Genomic DNA, 19,886 nt, shown 5'->3' with positions numbered 1-19,886 from the left:
CGCCCCGGCGCTCAGGCCTCTTTGCGCGAGCGCCAGCGGCGCACCGGCCCGGAACCCGCGCGACGCAGCGACCGCGCGGCGACCGCCATCGTCCAGCGGGTGTCGATCACATCGTCGACCAGCAGGATCGGCGCACCGTCGAGGGCGTCGAGCCGCGCCTGCGGCTCGGCGCCCACCGCGAAGCGCTCCCAGAGGTCTGCGACGCGGAAGGCACTGTTCCCGCCGCCGCGCAGCGGTGCGGCGTCGGGGGAGAGGTCGAGGGCGCCGAGGTCCTCGAGCCGTCCGATCGAGGCGATCCCCGCGGCGAGGGAGCCCACCAGCCGCGGGCGCGTGGTCGACGGGACGGCGACCACCGCGGCGGGTCGATGGTCCCAGTCCCAGTCCTTCAGCACCTCGACGATCCTCGCGCCGATCCGCTCGGGCACGACCGCGTCGACGGGCCGGCCGTCCTCGTCGGTGCGCAGCGGCTCCCGCGGCGGCACCGCCCAGCCCAGGTCCGACATGCGCGCGATGACCCGGCCCTCCGCGGCCCGCTCACCCTCGGGGATCCGCCCCTTCGGCGCGCCCGTGCCGAGCGACCGGTCGAGCCCCGAGGGCCAGCTCGCCCGCGGCTCGACCGGCACGCCGACCCGCTCCAGCGGCCGCCGCGACGCGCTCGTCGGCCCCGTCCTCGGCGCCGCCCTCGCCCGCGCTTGTCGCCGGTGCGTCCGGTGCCGGGTACCAGGGCTCCGCGCACACGTCGCAGCGACCGCAGGGCACGGCGGTCGTGTCGTCGAGCTGACGGGCGAGGAACACCATCCGGCACTGCTCGGGCCCGCCGGAGAGCGCCTCGTACTCGAGCATCGCCTCTTGCTCCTCGCGGCGGGCGCGGGCGACGGTCTCGTAGCGCTCGGCGTCGTAGTGCCAGGGCGCGCCGGTGGAGACCCAGCCGCCCTTGACGTTCTGGACCGCGCCGTCGACGGCGAGCACCTTCAGCAGCGGCTCGAGGGCGCCGCGGCGCACGTCCACCCGCGCCTCGAGCGCCGGGGTGCTCAGCGGCGTCCCGGATTCCGCGAGCGCGGCGAGGACCTGCGAGGCGGACTCCTGGGTGGGCATCGACGCGGTCGCGAAGTACTCCCAGATCGCCCTGTCCTCCTTCCCCGGCGAGCAGCGCACGTCCGCCCGGTCGGTCGCACGGCCCGCACGGCCGACCTGCTGGTAGTAGGCGACGGGGGAGGAGGGCGCCCCGAGGTGGATCACGAAGCCGAGGTCCGGCTTGTCGAAGCCCATCCCCAGCGCGCTGGTCGCCGCGAGGGCCTTGACCTCGTTGTCCTTCAGCGCGCGTTCGAGCTCGGCCCGCTCCTCCGGATCGGTGCGGCCCGTGTACGCGCGCACGCGACGCCCGGGCCGGTCCAGCAAGGAGGCGAGATCCTCCGCGGCGGAGACGGTCAGGGCGTAGATGATCCCCGAGCCCTCGAAAGCGTCCAGGTGCCGCACCAGGTAGTCCAGGCGCCGCCGGTCATCGGCCAGGCTCATCGATCCCAACCGCAGCGACTCCCTGGTGAGCGAGCCGCGCAGGGTCAGCACCTCCCCGTCGGCCCCGCCGGTGCCGAGTCGCTCGGCGACGTCGGCGACCACGCGCGAGTTCGCGGTCGCGGTGGTCGCGAGAACCGGCACCTCGGAGCCGAGCTCGGCGACGAGATCCCGCGACCGGCGGTAGTCGGGCCGGAAGTCGTGTCCCCAGTCGGAGATGCAGTGGGCCTCGTCGATCACCAGCGACCCGCAGCGGTCCACCAGGCGCGGCGGCTGCTCCTCACGGAAGCGGGGATTCACCAGGCGCTCGGGGGAGACCAGCGAGACGTCGATCTCATCCGCCGCGAGACCCTCCTCGATGTCCCGCCACTCTGTGGGATTCGCGGAGCTGATCGCCTCGGCCCGCACCCCGGCCCGCCTCGCGGCCGCGACCTGGTCGCGCATCAGCGCGATCAGCGGGGAGATGATCAGCGCCGGCCCCGCCCCGCGCCGCCGCCGCAGCGGCGCGGAGAGGAAGTACACCGCCGACTTCCCCCAGCCGGTGCGCTGGACGACCAGCACGCGGCGCCGCTCGGCGACCAGAGCCTGGATCGCCTCGAACTGGCCGGGGTGGAAGCGGGCGTCCTCCCGCCCGGTCAGGGCGCGCAGCGACTCGAGGGCCTCCTCGTGCGGCGCGGCGCTGTCGGTCGGGGCGGCGGGGGAGTGCGGCGTCGTGCTCATGGACCCAGTGTGGCAAGCCGGACCGACGCCCGACGACCCCGAGGCGCCGTCGTGGACACCCGCACACTGGGGAGGAACGGTCCTGGGCGGGCGTCTGAGACAGCTCTCATGCACCTCTCATCCCCTGCGCACCCCGTCTCATCCGGTCCCTCTAGTGTTCCGGCCATGACCTCCTCAGCGCGCACCGTCGCTCCGCCGGAGCCTCCGTCCCCGACACCCCTGCCACCCGACTTCTCGCCGGCCTCCTCGCGGGAGCCCTGCTCACCGCCGTGGCCCTGCCCGCCCGCCACTTTGCCGCGGAGGGGGAGGTGCGGGACTCCTTCCCCCTTCTCCCACTACCCGATGTTCTCCGCCCGGCGCTCCGCCCACTACCGGGTCGCGCACCTGCTCGGCATCGACGCCGACGGCACCTCCCGGCCCCTGCACTACAGCTATCTCGGCACCGGCGGGCTGAACGCCGTGCGCCGCCAGGTCCGCAGGCGGGTGCGCGACGGCGACGGGCGACACCTCGCCGAGCACGCCGCCGCGCGCCGCTCGCCGCCCGCGACCGCGCAGAGGACCGCGGGATCCTCGAGGTCCGCATGGTCCGCGGCCGCTACCACCTCGACACCTACCTGCGCGGCAGCGACCGCGAGGACTTCACCCAGAAGATCGAGCTGGTCGGGGCGGCGCCCGTCCCAGGCCGTCGCAGCCGGGCCGCCGCCGTGGTGGAGACCGGACGCACGGAGGCCGGACGATGAGCCCCCTCTGTCGCGCCGACTCGCGGACACCGCCCGGCGTCACCTCGCCCCCGCCGCGCCCCCGACCGCCCCCGCCCTGTCGCGCCTCGCCGTCGGCGGCTACCACCTGTGGCACGTCGGCCGTCGCCGCTCGCTGTATCGAGGCGTGCACCGCACCGCGAGCGAGAGCTTCGATCCCGTGGGCGTGGCGCGGGTGCTGAACAAGCCGCTCCCGCCCCGCGTCGCCGACGCGCCGCTGGATGCTTCCCTGGTCACCGGAGCGCTGTTCACCGCCGGGATCGGGCACCGGGTCACCGGCCCGCTGCACTCGGCGCCGCAGACCTGGAACTTCAGCTACCGCAACTCCTGGTCGATGGTCTTCCACCACGAGAACAACCTGGTCTTGCACACGATGGTGCTCGGCGCCGCCCCCGCGGCCGACGCACTCAGCGTGGATGCGGTGTTGCGCGACGGGACGCTGCTGCCCGAGCGACGCTCGTGGATGTACGGCGCGACGCCCGCCGTGATGAACGGGGCCGTCACCCTGACCTACCTGTTGGCAGGGCTCGCGAAGCTCACCGGACCCGACGGGATGCGCTGGGCGAACGGCGCGTCGATGCGCGCCCAGGTCGCGGTGGACTCGCTGCGCAAGGAGATGCTCGGCGAGGGCTCGAACCCGCTGCTGCGCGTCCTCGGCCCGCACACCGGGCTGTTCGCGGTGATGGCGGCGGGATCGCTCGTGCTCGAGCTCGGCGCGCCGCTGGCCCTCGCCGACCGCCGTCTCGGATGGCTGTTCGCCGCCGGCGCCTTCTCGATGCACTGGGGGATCAAGGTGATCATGCGGATCACCTTCCCGTACAACCTCTCGGGCGTGCTCTACCTGCCGCTGCTGCTCATGCCGCCGCCGGAGCGGCGCTGAGCGAGCTCAGGACTCGGAGTTCTCGGGGTCCCCGGCGGACTCCGAGGACTCGGCCGACGGCGCACCCTCGCGCTCCAGCCGACGCAGACGCTCCGAGGTGGACTCGGAGTCGCTCAGCGGGTCCTCCTTCGTGGCCAGCGCCCGACGCATCCGCTCTTCGAGCTCCTGCGCCTCACGGATTCTCGGATCCTCGGAGGCCTGCTCGCCGTCCTCAGGATCGTGCGAGGTGTAATCGATGTTCGGATCGACGGACATGTCGGGTCCCTTCGGTGCGATGCGGCGGAGACGGAAGTCTAACCCTCCGTGTGGTGCTGCGGACCGTCACCCGTCCTGTCCCCGCGCCTCGCGCGACCGGACCGGGACGGACGATTCATCGCCGACCGCTACGGATAGCGACCACATTCCCTGGCGAGAGGACCGCGCGAGTGAGTCGTCCACCGCGGTCCCCGATGAACGAGCAGCAGGCAGAGACGGCGCCGACGACTCGACGACATCAGAGACCAGTCGCGCAGACGGCCCCGAAAAGCCTGATCAGGGACATGCTCCAGTGGGCACCTCTGCCACGAAGGAGGCGCCTGAGTCTGAATCGGTCACGATGACCGAACGGGAACGCGGCGAAGCTCGTGCGCGGGAGGCGACTGCGGAAGTCGCCGAAGAACGGCGACGTCCTGGAACTGCGGCCACGACGTACCGCCCGTCGACGTATGAAGGTCCGTCAGGCCGCGAGACCAAGGCGTACAAGGGCATCATGTCCAGGCCGCGATCGAGCCGGCGCTGATCGGGATCTGGGACCTCCCGGTCGGTTCGGACCTGCGGCTGGTGCGGGACGAGACCGGTCTGCACATCGTCGACACCCCCACCGGGCGGGAAATCCCGCGGGAGGAGCTCTTCGTCCCGCCGCAGTTCCGCGGCCAGTAGCCTCACCGCATGGCATCCCGCACCCGTCGACCGGCGTCCCCTGCCCTCACCGGCACTGCACTCGTGGAGACGCCGCTCGGCGGGTGGCGGGCGCTGTCCCGCCTCGAGGTGGACGGCTTCGCGCTCCAGCGCTCCCGCGGCGTCACCCGTCGTGCGAACAGCGCCGTCCCGATCGACCCGCCGACGGACCCCGACTCCCTCGACGCCGCGCTGACGAGGATCGAGGGACTGCTCGGCGCCGCGGGGGAGAGCCCCACGTTCCGCCTCTTCTCCGCCGACGGCCTCGATCACGAACCCGTCCGCGCGGCTCTCGAGCGGCGCGGCTATGCGACCGGACCACCTGTCCATGTCCTGCTCCGCCCGCTCGCCGACCTCCGCGCCGCCCCAGATCCGCGGGCCGCGATCACCGTTGGCGCCCCGCCCGAGGACTGGCTCGAGGCGTCCTGGCGCCTCGCCCCGCGCCCCGAGGAAGGCGCTCGCGAGACGCCGCGCGACCTCATGGCCGGCACCCCCGGCATCTACCTCGCCCTTACCGACACTGCCTCGAACTCCCGCGAGTCCGTCGCCGTCGGCCGTGCCGCGCTCGTCCCGCACCGCCGCCGCACGATCGCCGTGCTCGACCAGATCGCCGTGGACCCGGGCCGCCGACGGGAGGGGCTCGGGCGGGCCGTCGTGCGCTCCCTGCTCTCCCTCGCCGCCGTCCAGGGCGCGGACCTCGCCCTGCTCGAGGTCGAGACCGGGAACACCGCCGCCCGCGCCCTGTACCGCGGCGAGAAGTTCGCGCCGGTGGGCGAGTACCGCTATCTCACCCGGCCCTGAGTCGGCCCGCCGCCGCACCCGCGCCCGCGCGAGAGCGGCACCCCTGCGCGGCCGTCGAACCGGAGCGCGCGCCCGTCCTAGACTGTCCCCATGCCTTCGATCGGACGAGATGACGTCGCACGCCTCGCCGACCTCGCACGGATCCAGCTCACCGAGGAGGAGATCACCCGCTTCGCCGGTGAGTTCGACTCCATCATGGACGCTGTCGCCTCCGTCTCCGAGGTCGCCTCCGAGGACGTCCCCGCGACCTCCCACCCCATTGCCATGACGAACGTCTTCCGCGAGGACGTCGTGACCGAGACCCTCACGCAGGAGGAGGCGCTGTCCGGCGCCCCCGATGCGCAGGACGGCCGCTTCGCCGTCCCGCAGATCCTGGGCGAGGAGTGAGAGAGAGCATGACCGACTCCACCAGCACCCCCGACATGATCCGCCGCCGCCGCCGCCGCCCAGGCCGCCGCGCTGCAGGCTGGCGAGACCTCCTCCGAGGAGCTCACCCGCGCCCACCTCGACCGCATCGCGGCCGTCGACGGCGACCTGAACGCCTTCCTCCACGTCAACGAGGGGGAGGCCCTGGCCACCGCGCGCGAGGTCGACTCCCGCCGCGAGTCCGGCGAGGAGCCGCACCCCTCGCGGGCGTGCCGATCGCCGTCAAGGACGTCCTGGTCACCAAGGGCCAGCCCACCACCGCCGGCTCCAAGATCCTCGAGGGCTGGGTCCCGCCGTACGACGCGACCCTCGTCGAGAAGCTCCGCGCCGCGGGCCTGCCGATCCTCGGCAAGACCAACATGGACGAGTTCGCGATGGGCTCCTCCACCGAGACCAGCGCCTACGGCCCCACCCGCAATCCCTGGGACCGCGACCGGATCCCCGGCGGCTCGGGCGGCGGCTCCGCCGCGGCCGTGGGCGCCTTCGAGGCCCCGCTGGCGATCGGCACCGACACCGGCGGCTCGATCCGCCAGCCCGGCGCCGTCACCGGCACCGTGGGCGTCAAGCCCACCTACGGCTCCGTCTCCCGCTACGGCCTGATCGCCATGGCCAGCTCCCTGGACCAGGCCGGGCCCGTCACCCGCACCGTCGAGGACTCGGCGCTGCTGCACGAGCTGATCGCCGGGCACGACCTGCGCGACTCCACCTCGCTGCCGGACCCCGTCGGCGCCTACGCCGAGGCGGCGCGCCGCCGCGACGTCAAGGGCCTGCGCATCGGCGTCATCGAGGAGCTCGAGGGGAGGGCTTCGCCCCCGAGGTCCGCGCCCGCTTCACCGAGTCCCTCGACCAGCTCGAGCGCGCAGGCGCCGAGATCGTCCGGGTCTCCTGCCCGAACTTCGAGTACGCGCTCGGCGCCTACTACCTGATCATGCCCTCGGAGGCCTCCTCGAACCTCGCCAAGTTCGACGGCATGCGCTTCGGCCTGCGGGTGATCCCCGAGGACCACCCCACTGCGGAGAACGTCATGAAGGCCACCCGAGGCGCCGGCTTCGGCGACGAGGTCAAGCGCCGCATCCTGCTGGGCACCTACGCCCTCTCGGCCGGCTACTACGACGCCTACTACGGCGGCGCCCAGAAGGTCCGCACCCTCGTCCAGCGCGACTTCGCCGCCGCCTTCGAGAAGGTCGACGTGCTCGCCTCGCCGACCGCGCCCACGGTCGCCTTCCGCCTCGGCGAGAAGATCGACGACCCCACCGCGATGTACATGAACGACATCGCCACCATCCCCGCCAACCTCGCCGGCACCCCGGGCATCTCCCTGCCCTCGGGTCTCGCCGAGGACGGCCTGCCCGCCGGCATCCAGTTCCTCGCCCCGGCCCGCGCCGACGAGCGCCTGTACCAGGTGGGCGGCGCCCTCGAGGCGCCGCTCGAGGACTCCTGGGGCGGACCGCTGCTGGCCAAGGCTCCCGAGCTCGCAGGAGGCGCGACCCGATGACCACCACCGACATCACCCCCGTCGACTTCGACGAGGCGATCGACCGCTACGACCCGGTCCTCGGCATCGAGGTCCATGTCGAGCTGGGCACCGCGACCAAGATGTTCGACGGCGCGCCGAACATCTTCGCCGCTGAGCCGAACACCGCGATCACCCCCACCTCGCTGGGCCTGCCCGGCTCGCTGCCGGTCGTGAACGCGAAGGCCGTGGAGTACGCGATCCGGATCGGAGTGGCGCTGAACTGCTCCATCGCCGAGACCTGCCGCTTCGCGCGCAAGCAGTACTTCTACCCGGACCTCACCAAGAACTTCCAGACCTCGCAGTACGACGAGCCCATCGCCTTCGACGGCTGGGTCGACGTCGAGCTCGAGGACGGGGAGATCGTGCGCGTCGAGATCGAGCGCGCCCACATGGAGGAGGACGCGGGCAAGAACACCCACGTCGGCGGCGCGACCGGCCGCATCCACGGCGCCACCCACTCCCAGGTGGACTACAACCGCGCCGGCGTGCCGCTGGTCGAGATCGTCACCAAGCCGATACCGGACACCAAGGGCCGCGCCCCCGAGGTCGCCGCCGCCTATGTCCGCACCCTGCGCGACATATTCCGGGCCCTGGACGTCTCCGAGGCGCGGATGGAGCGCGGCAACGTCCGCGCCGACGTCAACGTCTCGCTGCGGAAGGACCCGAGCGCCCCGCTCGGCACCCGCACCGAGACCAAGAACGTCAACTCCTTCCGCTCCATCGAGCGGACCGTGCGCTTCGAGATCTCGCGCCAGGCCGGGCCGCTCGACGCCGGCGAGTCGATCGTCCAGGAGACCCGCCACTTCCACGAGGACACCGGCGGCACCTCCTCGGGCCGCCCGAAGTCCGACGCGGAGGACTACCGCTACTTCCCCGAGCCGGACCTGGTGCCCGTCGCGCCGAGCCGCGAGTGGGTCGAGGAGATCCGCGCCGCGCCGCCCGAGCCGCCCGCCGCCCGCCGGCGCCGCCTGCTGGGGGAGTGGGGCTTCACCGACCTCGAGATGCGCGACGTCATCAACGCAGGCGCCCTGGACCTCATCGAGCAGACCGTCACCGCCGGCGCCACCGCCCAGGCCGCCCGCAAGTGGTGGATGGGCGAGCTCGCCCGCGTGGCGAAGGACCGCGACGTCGAGATCGAGGCGCTCACGATCACCCCCGCGCAGGTCGCCGAGCCGCAGGGCCTGGTCGACGCGAAGAAGATCAACGACAAGATCGCCAAGCAGGTGCTGGTGAAGGTCCTCGACGGCAACGGTGATCCTGGCGCGATCGTCGAGTCCGAGGGCCTGGCCGTCGTCTCCGACGACTCCGTGCTCACCACCGCCGTGGACCAGGCCATCGCCGACAACCCCGACGTGGTCGCGAAGATCCAGGGCGGCAAGGTCCAGGCGATCGGCGCCCTGATCGGCCCGATCATGAAGGCCACCCGCGGCCAGGCCGACGCCGGCCGCGTCCGCGAGATCATCATGGAGAAGCTCGGCGTCAGCTGAGCCCTCGCCGCACAGCGCACGAAGGACGGGCCGCCCCGCACAGGGGCGGCCCGTCCTCTCTGCAGCTGGCCCCTGGGCGTCCGCGCGGACGCGGACCGCCGGTGCGATGCGGACCTTCGCACCGCCGCGCCGCTGTGAGTGTCTCCACGGGGCAGGTCAAGAACGGGTAAAGGATCGGCGGGCCGGATTGTCGGACAAGAGCTCCGAAGCGATGGGTGAAAGCCCATGTCATGCGCAGGTTCCGCTCAGTCGGAGGTGCGCGGCGTGCGGCGGAGCGCGCAGATTACTCCTCGGTACAGTCATTCGTCGTCCGCTGCGGCGCCTCCCTCCTCGGTGACCGGCGCCCTGCGGGCCCCGAGTACCCGACCCGGCGGATCCCCGCCGAAGGAGAGCCCCCAGATGCCTGGAATAGACGCGGCCGTCGAGACGATCTTCGGCCCCATCGCCGCCTTGCTCAGCGCCGTCGTGTTCTACGAGGCGCCGATATTCGGCGGCGTGCCGATCATCGTCGTGTGGCTCATGGCCGCTGCGATCTTCCTGACCGTCTGGTCGCGCTTCCAGCCGATCACCGGGCTCAAGCACTCGATCCAGGTGATCCGCGGCCGGTACACCGCCAAGACCGATCCTGGTGAGGTCTCCAGCTTCCAGGCGCTCGCCACCGAGCTCTCCGGCACCGTCGGGCTCGGCAACATCGCCGGCGTCGCGGTCGCGATCGCGGCGGGCGGCCCCGGCGCGGCGCTCTGGATCGCGATCTTCGGGTTCTTCGCCATGAGCGTGAAGATGGCCGAGGCAACCCTCGGCGTCATGTACCGCAAGGTCAACGCCGACGGCACCACCGAGGGCGGCCCCATGTACTACCTGCGCGACGGCCTCGCGCAGATCGGCCGCAGGCGCCTGGGACGCGTGCTCGCGGTGCTGTACGCGATCTTCACGCTTGTGGGTGTGTTCGGCGCGGGCAACCTCTTCCAGTCCAACCAGGTCGCCGCGATCGTCGCCTCCTCCACCGGCGGCGAGTTCCTCTCCGGCAACCAGTGGCTGATCGGCGCGGTCATGGCCGTGCTCACCGCGATCGTGATCCTCGGCGGCGTCACGAAGATCGCCCGCTGGACCTCTGCGATCACCCCCGCGATGGCCGTGCTCTACGTGCTGTGCACGCTCGCGATCATCCTGGTGAACATCGAGGCGCGCCCGCGGCGATCGCCACGATCTTCACCAGCGCCTTCACGGTCGACGGCGTCACCGGCGGCATCATCGGCGTGGCCGTCATCGGCATCCAGCGCGCGCTGTTCTCCAACGCCGCGGGCGTCGGCTCCGCGGCAATGGCCCACAGCGCCTCGAAGACGAAGGAGCCCGCCACCGAGGGCTTCACCGCCCTGTGGGAGCCGCTCGTCGACTCCATCGGCGTGTGCATGCTGACCGCCATCGCGGTCGTCATCACCGGCGTCTACCAGGGCGGTGGGGAGGACGGCGTGGCGCTGACCGCGGCCGCCTTCGGCACCGTCGCGGGCTGGTTCCCCTACCTCCTCACCGTCGCCGTCGCCCTGTTCGGCTTCTCGACGGTGCTGGCCTACGCCTACTACGGCGAGCTCAGCGCGAAGTTCCTCTTCGGCGACTCCGCGCTGGTGCAGACCGCCTTCCGCATCGCTTGGGTGCTCGCCGTGATCGTCGGCGCCGCGATCTCGCTGGACTCCGTGATCGCCTTCTCCGACTCGATGTTCTTCCTGATGTCGGTCCCGAACCTGCTGGGCATCTACTTCCTCGCCCGGGTGGTGCGCTTGGAGATCCTGCGCCACCGCTACCGCGTGAGCGTCGGCGCCCTCTCCGAGGTCGAGCCGGACCTCCAGGTGGGCATGGGCTCGCACGAGCCCACGGAGGAGCAGGTCGCCGCCGAGGAGCGCCGCACCCTGACCGAGGAGCCGCGCCTGGCGGACCTCCACCGCCAGCTCGCCGAGGATCCCGACTTCCCCGTCCGCGCCGACCATCACGACGAGGATCTCGCCTCGCCGATGGGGGAGACGGACTACGACGACTGGGCTCAGTATCCCGAGGGCGACGCCGACCCGCAGGCGAAGCGCGGCTCTGCCGGGGTCTGACCCCGCACCCGTCGAGCAAGACAGGGGCCGTTCCGGGCGCACCGGGACGGCCCCTCGTCATGAGCACGGGTGACGGACATCTGTCCATCGCAGGGCCCGCGCGGCGGCACCTTCGCGAGCCTATGTCCACGGCTTTTGCCCGATCCGGCGACATCGTGGCGCTTCTCATCCGGACCACGTCCTGGAGTGCGAACCCTCCGTCTTGCATAGTTAGGGTAGGCAACCCTTACTGCGCAGGTCCGGATGGCCCGCGCCCCAGGAGGTCCTCCCCATGGCATCCCTCGCCACCCGCCCCGTCCCGGCCCCCGACGGGACCACCGCGGCGACGACCGGGTCGCTCACTGCCCGCACCGCCGACGCCTACCAGGACCGCCTCGGCCAGGTCACCCGCGACGTCGCCGAGCGGCTCCGCACGGTGCGCGCCCCCTCCGTCGGCCCCGACCGCCGCCGGCTCGAGCGGCTCGTGGAGGGCGTCGACCTCGACGGCCCCGGCGTGGGGGACGCCGCCGCCCTGACCGAGGCCGACTCCCTCTACGCGGGCAACGCCGTCTGGTTCCACCACCCCTCCTATCTCGCGCACCTCAACTGCCCCGTCGTCGCGCCCGCGGTCGCCGCCGAGGCGATGCTCGCCGCGATCAACACCTCCGTGGACACCTACGACCAGTCCCTGGTCGCGACCCTGATGGAGCGGCGCCTGGTGCGGTGGACCGCCGAGCGGATCGGCTTCACGCAGGGCGACGGCGTGTTCACCTCCGGCGGCACCCAGTCCAACCTCCAGGCCCTCTTCCTCGCCCGTTCCCGCGCCGAGCGCGCAGCGGACGAGGATCGCGCCGCCCTCGCGCCTCGCCTGCGGGTCCTCGCGACCGAGGCCGCCCACTTCTCCGTCACCCGCTCCGCGAGGTCGCTCGGCCTCAGCGAGGACGCCGTCGTCGCCGTCCCCGCCGACGCCGCGGGACGCATGGACGCGACCGCGGCGCGCGAGACCCTCTCCATCCTCGAGGCGGCCGGCGAGCTGGCCATGGCGATCGTCGCGACCGCCGGCACCACCGACCGCGGCCTCATCGACCCCCTGCCCGAGATCGCCGACGCCGCCCGAGACCACCGCGCCTGGCTCCACGTCGATGCCGCCTACGGCGGAGGCCTGCTCCTCTCCCGCACACGCCGCCACCTCCTGGACGGCATCGAGCACGCCGACTCTGTCACCGTCGACTACCACAAGACCTGCTTCCAGCCCGTCTCCTCGAGCGCCCTGATCGTGCGCGAGCGCGCGGACCTCGCCGCGACCGCGCACCACGCCGACTACCTCAACCCCGCCGCCGAGGACGCCGAGCCGAACCAGGTCGACAAGTCCCTCCAGACCACACGCCGCTTCGACGCGCTGAAGCTGTGGACCACGCCGCGCTCCCTCGGACCGGACGCGATCGGGGACATGGTCGACGCCTGCTGCGACCTCGCCGCCGAGGTGCGCGAGCGCTCGCAGAGGACCCCGACCTGCACGTGCTGGGCACCTCCGACCTCTCCACCGTCATCTTCCGCTTCCGCCCCGAGGGGCTCGACGACGTCCGCACCGACGCGCTGCGCGACCCTGATCCGTCGGATCCTGTTCCACTCCGGTCGCGCCATGGTCGCCCGCACCACCATCGACGGCACCCCCTGGCTGAAGCTCACCCTCCTGAACCCCGAGACCACGCTGCTGGATGTCGCCGCCGTGCTCGACCTCGTCCGCGCGACCGGCCGCGGCCTGCTCGCCGGCGACCGCCTCGCCGCCGCGGAGGAGACCCGATGAGCACCCCCGCCCCGCGCGCGTCCACGACCTCGTCGGCATCGGCCTCGGCCCCTTCGGCCTGGGCCTCGCCGCGCTCGCCGACCCCCTCGACGACCTCGACGCCGTCTTCGTCGACCAGGCGGGCGGCTTCTCCTGGCATCCCGGCATGATGCTCGAGGGCACCACCCTCCAGGTCCCCTTCCTCGCCGACCTCGTGACGATGGCGGACCCCACCTCTCCCTACTCCTTCCTCGCCTTCCTCAAGGCCACCGGGCGTCTGTACTCCTTCTACATCCGCGAGTCCTTCGCGCCGCTGCGCAGCGAGTACGACGCCTACTGCCGCTGGGTCGCCGAGCGGCTGGAGACCCTGCGCTGGCGCCGCCGCGCCCTCGCGATCGAGGAGGAGGGCGACCACCTGCTGGTCACCCTCGCCGTGCTCGACGCCCAGGGCGCCACCACGCGCTTCGAGCAGCTGCGCACCCGGCATGTCGCGCTCTGCCTCGGCACCGCCCCGCACCTCCCGCCGGCGCTCGAGGCGCTCGCGGGGAGGGCGGCCCCGCCCCGGTCCTCCACAGCGCCGACTACCTCGACCACAAGCCGCAGCTGCTGGAGGCGGGCTCCGTCACCGTCGTCGGCGCGGACAGTCCGCCGCCGAGGTCTACCGCGACCTGCTCGCCGCCGCCGCCCCGCGCGGCACCAGGGTGGACTGGGTGACCCGCTCGGAGCGGTTCTTCCCGATGGAGTACACCAAGCTCACCCTCGAGATGACCTCCCCGGAGTACACCGACCTGCACCGGGCGCTGCCCGAGGACGTCCGCGACGGTCTCTCCCGCACCCAGCGCGCCCTGCACAAGGGAATCAGCGCGGACCTGATCGACGAGATCCACGAGTCGCTCTACGGCCTCACCGCCGGCGGGCGCGAGCTCCCCTCGCGCCTGCTCACCGCCACCGCCGTCACCGGTGCCCGCACGGACGGCGACGAGATCGTCCTGGACCTCGCCCACTCCCTCACGGGGGAGACGGCCGAGCACCGCACCGGCGCCGTGGTCGCCGCGACCGGGTACCGCCCTCGCGACGCCGATCTCCTCGCCCCGCTCGGCGACCGGGTCCGACGGGACGCATCGGGCCGCCTCGACGTCGCCCGCGACTACACGGTCGACGAGCCGGGCCGTCTCCACGTGCTCGGCACCGAGGAGCACACCCACGGCGTGACCGCCCCGGACCTCGGCTTCGGCGCCTGGCGCGCCTCCGTGGTGCTCGCCGCCGTGCTGGGCCGCGAGCCCTACCCGATCGAACGAGCGATCGCCTTCCAGACCTTCGGCCTGCCGGCCGCGCACTGACCGCCGGCCGCGCACAGACCAGGAGAGACCTGATGGACCTGACCTTCACCCCGCTGGACCCCGCCGCCCACGCCGAGCCGCTGCACGGCTGGCTCACCACCGACCGCGCCCGCTTCTGGGGCATGACCGCGCACAGTCCCGCCCAGGTGCGCGCCTATCTCGAGCGCGTCGACGCCTCCGCCGACGAGCAGGGCTGGATCGGTTCCCGCGACGGGACCCCGCTCGTCTACGTCGAGACCTACGACCCCGCGCATCTCGCGCCGGACGGGTCGCTCGATCCCGAGCCCGGCGACCTCGGCATGCACCTGCTGATCGCCCCGCCCGCCGGGGAGCCTGAGCACGGGCTCACCGCCGCGGTGATGGGGGAGGTGGTCTCCTGGTGCCTGCACGAGCGAGGCGCCGCCCGTCTGGTCGTCGAGCCCGACGCGCGCAATCGTGCCGTGCTCGCCAAGAACGCCGCCGCCGGCTTCCGAGTGCTCCGCCACGTGGAGATCCCCGACGGGGAGGGCACCAAGCGCGCCGCGCTGAGCGTCTGCACCCGCGCCGACTTCGCCGCCTCGCCGCTGGGCCCCGGCGCCACGCCCACCGCCCATCTCCGCCCCGACATCGCCGAGCAGGCCCACCGTCACCTGATCGCCAAGGCGCTCGCCGAGCTCTCCCACGAGCGCGTCCTCGCCCCCGAAACGCGCGGCGAGGGGGCCTGGGAGCTCGCCGTCCCCGGCGCCGATATCCGCTACCGCTTCACCGCCCGGGTCTTCGCCGCTCGAGCACTGGCTCGTCGACCCCGCCTCGATCACCCGCGTCGAGGACGGCGTACCCCACCTCGCTGGACGTGCAGGTCCTCGTGGCCGAGCCGCAGGACCTCCTCGGCATCCTGGACGATCTCCTGTCCACCTATCTCGAGGAGCTTGCCTCCACCCTCGCGGCCCGCTGCGCGACCCTCGATGCGGCGAGCCGCGGCGAGCGGCCGTCGGCCGAGGAGCTCCTGGACGCGGACCTCCCACGGATCGAGGCGGCGATGACCGAGGGGCACCCGGGCTTCCTCGCGGGCAACGGCCGCATCGGCTTCTCCCTGCCCGACTACCGCGCCTTCGCCCCCGAGCAGGGCCGCACCACCCGCCTGGAATGGGTCGCGGTGCGGCGCGAGCACGGCCACCTCGCCCTCGGCGAGGGCCTCACCGAGGAGGACCACGCCGCCTGGTCGCTGTCGGCGGAGGAGCGTGCGACCTTCGCCGCACGGCTCACGGACCGCGGCCTCGACCCCGCCGGGTACATGCTGATGCCGTCGCACCCCTGGCAGGCCGGTCACCGCCTGCCGATCACCTTCGCGCCCGACATCGCCCGTGGCGACCTCGTCCCCCTCGGCGCCGGTGGCGACGAGATGCGACCCCAGCAGTCCCTGCGCACCTTCTTTAACCGCACCCGCGCCGGTGCCCCCTACGTCAAGGTCGCCCTCGCGATCCAGAACATGGGCTTCCTGCGCGGCCTGTCCCCGCACTACATGCGCGACACCCCCGCCATCAACGACTGGCTCGCCGCACTCGTCGCCGGCGATGCGGAGTTCTCGGACCAGGGATTCCGCGTCGCGCGCGAGCGCGCCGCGATCGGGTACACGGGTGACGCCTACCACCGCACCCCCGCCACGAACCCGCACCGCAAGATGCTCGCCGCGCTTTGGCGCGAGAACCCGGTCGCGCGGCTCGCACCGGGGGAGCGGGCCTTCACCATGGCGGCGCTGCTGCACCGCGACCACGAGGGCCGCTCCGTCGCCGCGGCGATGCGGCGCGCCTCCGGCCTGCCGCCCGAGCAGTGGCTCGCCGGATACCTGCGCGCCTACCTCCGCCCGCTGGTCCACCTGCTGCTCGCCCACGACGTGGTGGTGATGCCCCACGGCGAGAACCTCATCCTGCGGGTGCGGGAGCAGCAGGTGGTCGGTGCTTTTTACAAGGACATCGGCGAGGAGATGGCGGTGGTGGGCCGCCGTCCGCGCCGGAGGGCATGGAGCGGGTGCGGGCCGTGGTGCCGGGGGAGGAGAAGGCGCTGTCGATCTTCACCGACGTCTTCGACGGGGTGCTGCGACACCTCGCCGGGATCCTCGACGCCGACGGGATCCTGCCCGCCGACCGGTTCTGGGGCCGGGTCGCGAGCGTGCTCGACGAGTACGAGGCCGACCACCCCGGCCTCGCCCGCGGTCTCGCCGGCGATGTCGATCTCCGCGCCGGCTCCTTCGCCCACTCCTGCCTGAACCGTCTCCAGGCGCGCAACACACCCTGCAGATGGTCGACCTCGGCGACCAGGCCGCCTCGCTGCTGTACGCCGGGAGGATGGACAACCCCGTCGCGAGGGTGGGGGCGATCGTTTGAGCGGTGACCAGTGTGATCCCCGTCCGGCGTCCGGATGGTGACACCGCCATCTCGCATGGCGGCGTACCATGACGGGCATGGCTCAGCTCCGTTCCCGCACCTCGACCCACGGCCGCAACATGGCAGGCGCCCGCGCCCTCTGGCGCGCCACCGGCATGAAGAGCGGCGACTTCGGCAAGCCGATCATCGCGATCGCGAACTCGTACACGCAGTTCGTCCCCGGCCACGTCCACCTCAAGAACATGGGTGACCTGGTCGCGAGCGCGGTCGAGGAGGCCGGCGGCGTCTCCAAGGAGTTCAACACCATCGCCGTCGACGACGGCATCGCCATGGGCCACGGCGGCATGCTCTACTCGCTGCCGAGCCGCGACCTCATCGCCGACTCGATCGAGTACATGGTCAACGCCCACACCGCTGACGCGCTGGTGTGCATCTCGAACTGCGACAAGATCACTCCCGGCCACCTCCTGGCCGCGATGCGCCTGAACATCCCGGTCGTCTTCGTCTCCGGCGGCCCCTCCGAGTCCGGCAAGCCCGTCGAGGGCGTCACCGAGAACCGGATCGACCTGGTCGATGCGATGTCGCTGTCCGCGAACGACTCGATCACCGACGCGCCTCGCCGAGGTGGAGGAGAACGCCTGCCCCACCTGCGGCTCCTGCTCGGGCATGTTCACCGCGAACTCGATGAACTGCCTCACCGAGGTGCTGGGCCTGTCCCTGCCCGGCAACGGCACCACCCTCGCCACCCACGCCTTCCGCAAGGAGCTCTTCCTCGAGGCGGGGCGGAAGATCGTCGAGCTCGCCACGCGCTACTACGAGGAGGACGACGAGTCGGTCCTGCCCCGGTCGATCGCGACCAAGGCCGCGTTCTCCAACGCGATGGCCATGGACGTGGCGATGGGCGGCTCGACCAACACGATCCTGCACATCCTCGCCGTCGCGATCGAGGCCGGCGTCGACTTCGGCCTCGACGACATCGACCGCATCTCCCGCTCCGTGCCGACGCTGTCGAAGGTCGCCCCCAACGGCACCGCCCACGTCGAGGACGTCCACCGCGCCGGCGGCATCCCCGCGATCCTCGGCGAGCTGGACCGGGCCGGGCCGCTGGACCACACCGTCCACACCGTCCACTCCCCGGACCTCACCAGCTGGCTGGCCGAGTGGGACGTGCGCGGCGGCAAGGCCTCGAAGAAGGCCGAGGCCCTCTTCCACGCCGCCCCCGGCGGAGTGCGCACCACCCAGGCCTTCTCCACCACGAACACCTGGGACGAGCTCGACCTCGACGGCGAGAGCGGCGTGGTCCGCGCCGTCCCCCACGCCCACACCAAGGACGGCGGCCTCGCCGTGCTCAAGGGCAACCTCGCCCGCGACGGCGCCGTGTTCAAGACCGCCGGCGTCACCGAGGACCTCTTCCACTTCGAGGGCACCGCGGTGGTCTGCGACTCCCAGGAGGAGGCGGTCCAGAAGATCCTGGACAAGACCGTCAAGGCCGGCGACGTGGTGGTCATCCGCTACGAGGGCCCCAAGGGCGGCCCCGGCATGCAGGAGATGCTCTACCCCACCTCCTTCCTCAAGGGACGGGGCCTGGGGAAGACCTGCGCGCTGATCACCGACGGCCGCTTCTCCGGCGGCACCAGCGGCGTCTCCATCGGCCACATCTCCCCGGAGGCGGCCGAGGGCGGGCTCATCGGCCTCATCGAGGACGGCGACAGGATCATCATCGACGTCGACAAGCGCCTGCTCGAGCTCGACGTTCCCGAGGACGAGCTGGCCCGTCGCCGTGAGAACAAGGGCGCCCTGCCCTGGCGGCCGGAGAACCGCGACCGCAAGGTCTCCCAGGCCCTGAAGGTCTACGCCCACCTCGCCCGCTCGGCGACCTACGGCGCGACCCGCCGCCCGCTGGACTGACTTCCGCCGAAGGCAGAACGGCCGCGGCCCTGGCTCAGGGCGGCGGCCGTTCTGCGTCGGCTCGTCAGGAGGCGCGACTCAGGGCGTCGCGGAACTCCTGCGGCGCCTCCGGCGACTGATCGATGCTCGCCCATACGTCGGGCGGGAGGATCCCGAGCTCGACGATGTCGTAGTCGTCCGGATCGTTCGACTGGGTGCAGGCGGCGACGACGATCCAGTCGTCGAGGGCCTTGGACGCTCCGTCGGATGCCGCCCCGCCCTCGGCCACGCTCGAGAGATCGACGGTGGCGCCGCCGTCGTAGGCCTCCATCGCCTGCGTGTGGGCAGTGTCCAGGGTCATCCCGACCAGGGAGTCGGGATCGACTTCGGGATCGGGGCCCGAGGAGGTGCAGGCGGCCGCGCCGACGAGCGAGACGGCCGCCGCACAAGCAGTGCGGAGCCGGGTGAGCATGGCGGGATCATAAGCCGTGACCGGCCGCAAACGGCAGAGGAGGCGGTCCCTCCACGACCGCCTCCTCTGCCTCACGCCCCGAGCGCGGCCTCGTAGCGCTCCAGCGCGATCTCGGCGACGAGCTCGTGGTCCCCGAGCGGCGCGGCGACCACGTCGGCCCCCGCCGCGGCGACCAGATCGTGGAAGTGGCCGGGGGCGAGCACATAGCTCGCCGCAACCACCCGTGCGTCGTCGGCGAGGCCCTCCCGCGCCGCGGCGACGGCCTCAGCGACCGACGGCGTCGCCGCATAGGCGAACCCCGTCGTCACTTCCCGCCCGAGCCGCTCGGACAGCAGACGCGCCATCTCCTCGACCTGTGCGACGCCCTCGGGATCTCTGGTGCCGGAGCCCGCCATCACCACCGCGTCGCCGTCGCGCAGGCCCGCCTCGGCAAGGCGGCGCGCCATCACCTCCGCGAGCCGCGGATCCGGGCCGAGCGGCGCGGCGGCGGCCGCGGCACGACCGGCGACAGCCCCGCCGATGTCGTCCTTCACGTGATAGCCGAGGGACAGCAGCGGCGGCACCACGACCGCCTCGACCGCCTCGCCCTCCCGGGTGCGGGCCTCGGCGGGCCGGGCATGGGCGGAGACAACTGCGGCCACGTCTGGGGACTGCACGTCCACGAAGGCCTCCCGCACCGCGCCCGGAGCCTGCGCGGCGATCCGGCGCAGCAGGGCGCGCAAAGACGTCCCGCCCCTCCCGCGAGCGGGTGCCGTGGGAGCGACCGATCAGCACCGGGGCGGGGGAGCGGCCGGGATCGGGCGCCTCGGCAGGGACCTCGACCGCCTCCCGTCCCGACCCGTGCTCCGGGGCCTCCGCCGCTGAGGCCGGCTCCTCCGGGCGGAGGAAGCCCTCCGCCGCGGTCCGGCCCACGACGATCACCGCCGGATG

At 72.7% G+C, this 19,886-nt stretch carries 11 protein-coding genes and 6 pseudogenes; 13 read left to right on the top strand and 4 right to left on the bottom strand.

Annotation, left to right across the window (positions count from 1 at the left end; genetic code table 11):
- Positions 1-15: 15 nt before the first annotated feature.
- A pseudogene (locus WKH84_RS03670) lies at positions 16-2,232 on the bottom strand (DEAD/DEAH box helicase); the annotation flags it as partial.
- Between the two features lie 342 nt (positions 2,233-2,574).
- Between WKH84_RS03670 and WKH84_RS03665 the strand changes: the two are divergent.
- A complete protein-coding gene (locus tag WKH84_RS03665; RefSeq protein WP_341855649.1) occupies positions 2,575-3,870 on the top strand; it encodes a hypothetical protein in 1,296 nt (431 codons plus the stop codon).
- 6 nt (positions 3,871-3,876) lie between these two features.
- On the opposite strand, the gene WKH84_RS03660 is transcribed toward WKH84_RS03665, so the two are convergent.
- Positions 3,877-4,125 carry a hypothetical protein gene (locus WKH84_RS03660; protein WP_053917615.1) on the bottom strand — a complete coding sequence of 83 codons (249 nt, stop codon included), beginning with the start codon at positions 4,123-4,125 and terminating at the stop codon, positions 3,877-3,879.
- 672 nt (positions 4,126-4,797) lie between these two features.
- On the opposite strand from WKH84_RS03660, the gene WKH84_RS03655 reads away from it, so the two are divergent.
- From WKH84_RS03655 to ilvD, 12 genes and pseudogenes are all read left to right on the top strand, one after another.
- Positions 4,798-5,607, top strand: a complete 810-nt coding sequence (locus WKH84_RS03655; RefSeq protein WP_341855648.1) for a GNAT family N-acetyltransferase — start codon at positions 4,798-4,800, stop codon at positions 5,605-5,607.
- A 90-nt stretch (positions 5,608-5,697) separates the two neighbouring features.
- Positions 5,698-5,994, top strand: coding sequence for an Asp-tRNA(Asn)/Glu-tRNA(Gln) amidotransferase subunit GatC (gene gatC / locus WKH84_RS03650; protein WP_341855647.1), 297 nt, complete (start codon positions 5,698-5,700; stop codon positions 5,992-5,994).
- Positions 5,995-6,066: 72 nt separating this feature from the next.
- Positions 6,067-7,528: pseudogene (gene gatA, locus WKH84_RS03645) on the top strand (Asp-tRNA(Asn)/Glu-tRNA(Gln) amidotransferase subunit GatA).
- Positions 7,525-9,036 (top strand): Asp-tRNA(Asn)/Glu-tRNA(Gln) amidotransferase subunit GatB, encoded by a 1,512-nt coding sequence (gene gatB / locus WKH84_RS03640; protein WP_341855646.1) that lies wholly within the window; start codon positions 7,525-7,527, stop codon positions 9,034-9,036. Before gatA ends, gatB begins: the two are co-directional and overlap by 4 nt.
- Positions 9,037-9,435: 399 nt before the next feature.
- Positions 9,436-11,129 (top strand): annotated as a pseudogene (locus WKH84_RS03635) (amino acid carrier protein).
- Positions 11,130-11,400: 271 nt separating this feature from the next.
- Positions 11,401-12,915, top strand: coding sequence for a pyridoxal-dependent decarboxylase (locus WKH84_RS03630; protein ID WP_341855645.1), 1,515 nt, complete (start codon positions 11,401-11,403; stop codon positions 12,913-12,915).
- Positions 12,827-13,384: pseudogene (locus WKH84_RS03625) on the top strand (SidA/IucD/PvdA family monooxygenase); the annotation flags it as partial. The gene WKH84_RS03630 and the pseudogene WKH84_RS03625, both read left to right, overlap by 89 nt.
- Positions 13,380-14,234 (top strand): SidA/IucD/PvdA family monooxygenase, encoded by an 855-nt coding sequence (locus tag WKH84_RS03620; RefSeq protein WP_341856764.1) that lies wholly within the window; start codon positions 13,380-13,382, stop codon positions 14,232-14,234. The pseudogene WKH84_RS03625 and the gene WKH84_RS03620, both read left to right, overlap by 5 nt.
- Positions 14,235-14,266: 32 nt before the next feature.
- Positions 14,267-15,256 carry a GNAT family N-acetyltransferase gene (locus WKH84_RS03615; RefSeq protein WP_341856763.1) on the top strand — a complete coding sequence of 330 codons (990 nt, stop codon included), beginning with the start codon at positions 14,267-14,269 and terminating at the stop codon, positions 15,254-15,256.
- A pseudogene (locus WKH84_RS03610) lies at positions 15,253-16,152 on the top strand (IucA/IucC family protein); the annotation flags it as partial. The gene WKH84_RS03615 and the pseudogene WKH84_RS03610, both read left to right, overlap by 4 nt.
- Before the next feature lie 80 nt (positions 16,153-16,232).
- Positions 16,233-16,604 carry a ferric iron reductase gene (locus WKH84_RS03605; protein WP_341855644.1) on the top strand — a complete coding sequence of 124 codons (372 nt, stop codon included), beginning with the start codon at positions 16,233-16,235 and terminating at the stop codon, positions 16,602-16,604.
- A gap of 70 nt (positions 16,605-16,674) precedes the next feature.
- Positions 16,675-18,505 (top strand): annotated as a pseudogene (gene ilvD / locus WKH84_RS03600) (dihydroxy-acid dehydratase).
- A 64-nt stretch (positions 18,506-18,569) separates the two neighbouring features.
- Here ilvD and WKH84_RS03595 read toward each other — a convergent pair.
- Positions 18,570-18,956 carry a hypothetical protein gene (locus tag WKH84_RS03595; RefSeq protein WP_341855643.1) on the bottom strand — a complete coding sequence of 129 codons (387 nt, stop codon included), beginning with the start codon at positions 18,954-18,956 and terminating at the stop codon, positions 18,570-18,572.
- Positions 18,957-19,027: 71 nt separating this feature from the next.
- Positions 19,028-19,618: a CbiX/SirB N-terminal domain-containing protein gene (locus WKH84_RS03590; protein WP_341855642.1), complete on the bottom strand. Its 591-nt coding sequence runs from the start codon at positions 19,616-19,618 to the stop codon at positions 19,028-19,030.
- Positions 19,619-19,886 lie beyond the last annotated feature (268 nt).

Source organism: Brachybacterium sp. GPGPB12 (genome assembly GCF_038396325.1).
Taxonomy (GTDB): Bacteria; Actinomycetota; Actinomycetes; order Actinomycetales; family Dermabacteraceae; genus Brachybacterium; species Brachybacterium conglomeratum.
Note: the sequence above shows the minus strand (reverse complement) of the source record. Positions and strands in the feature narration are given on the sequence as shown.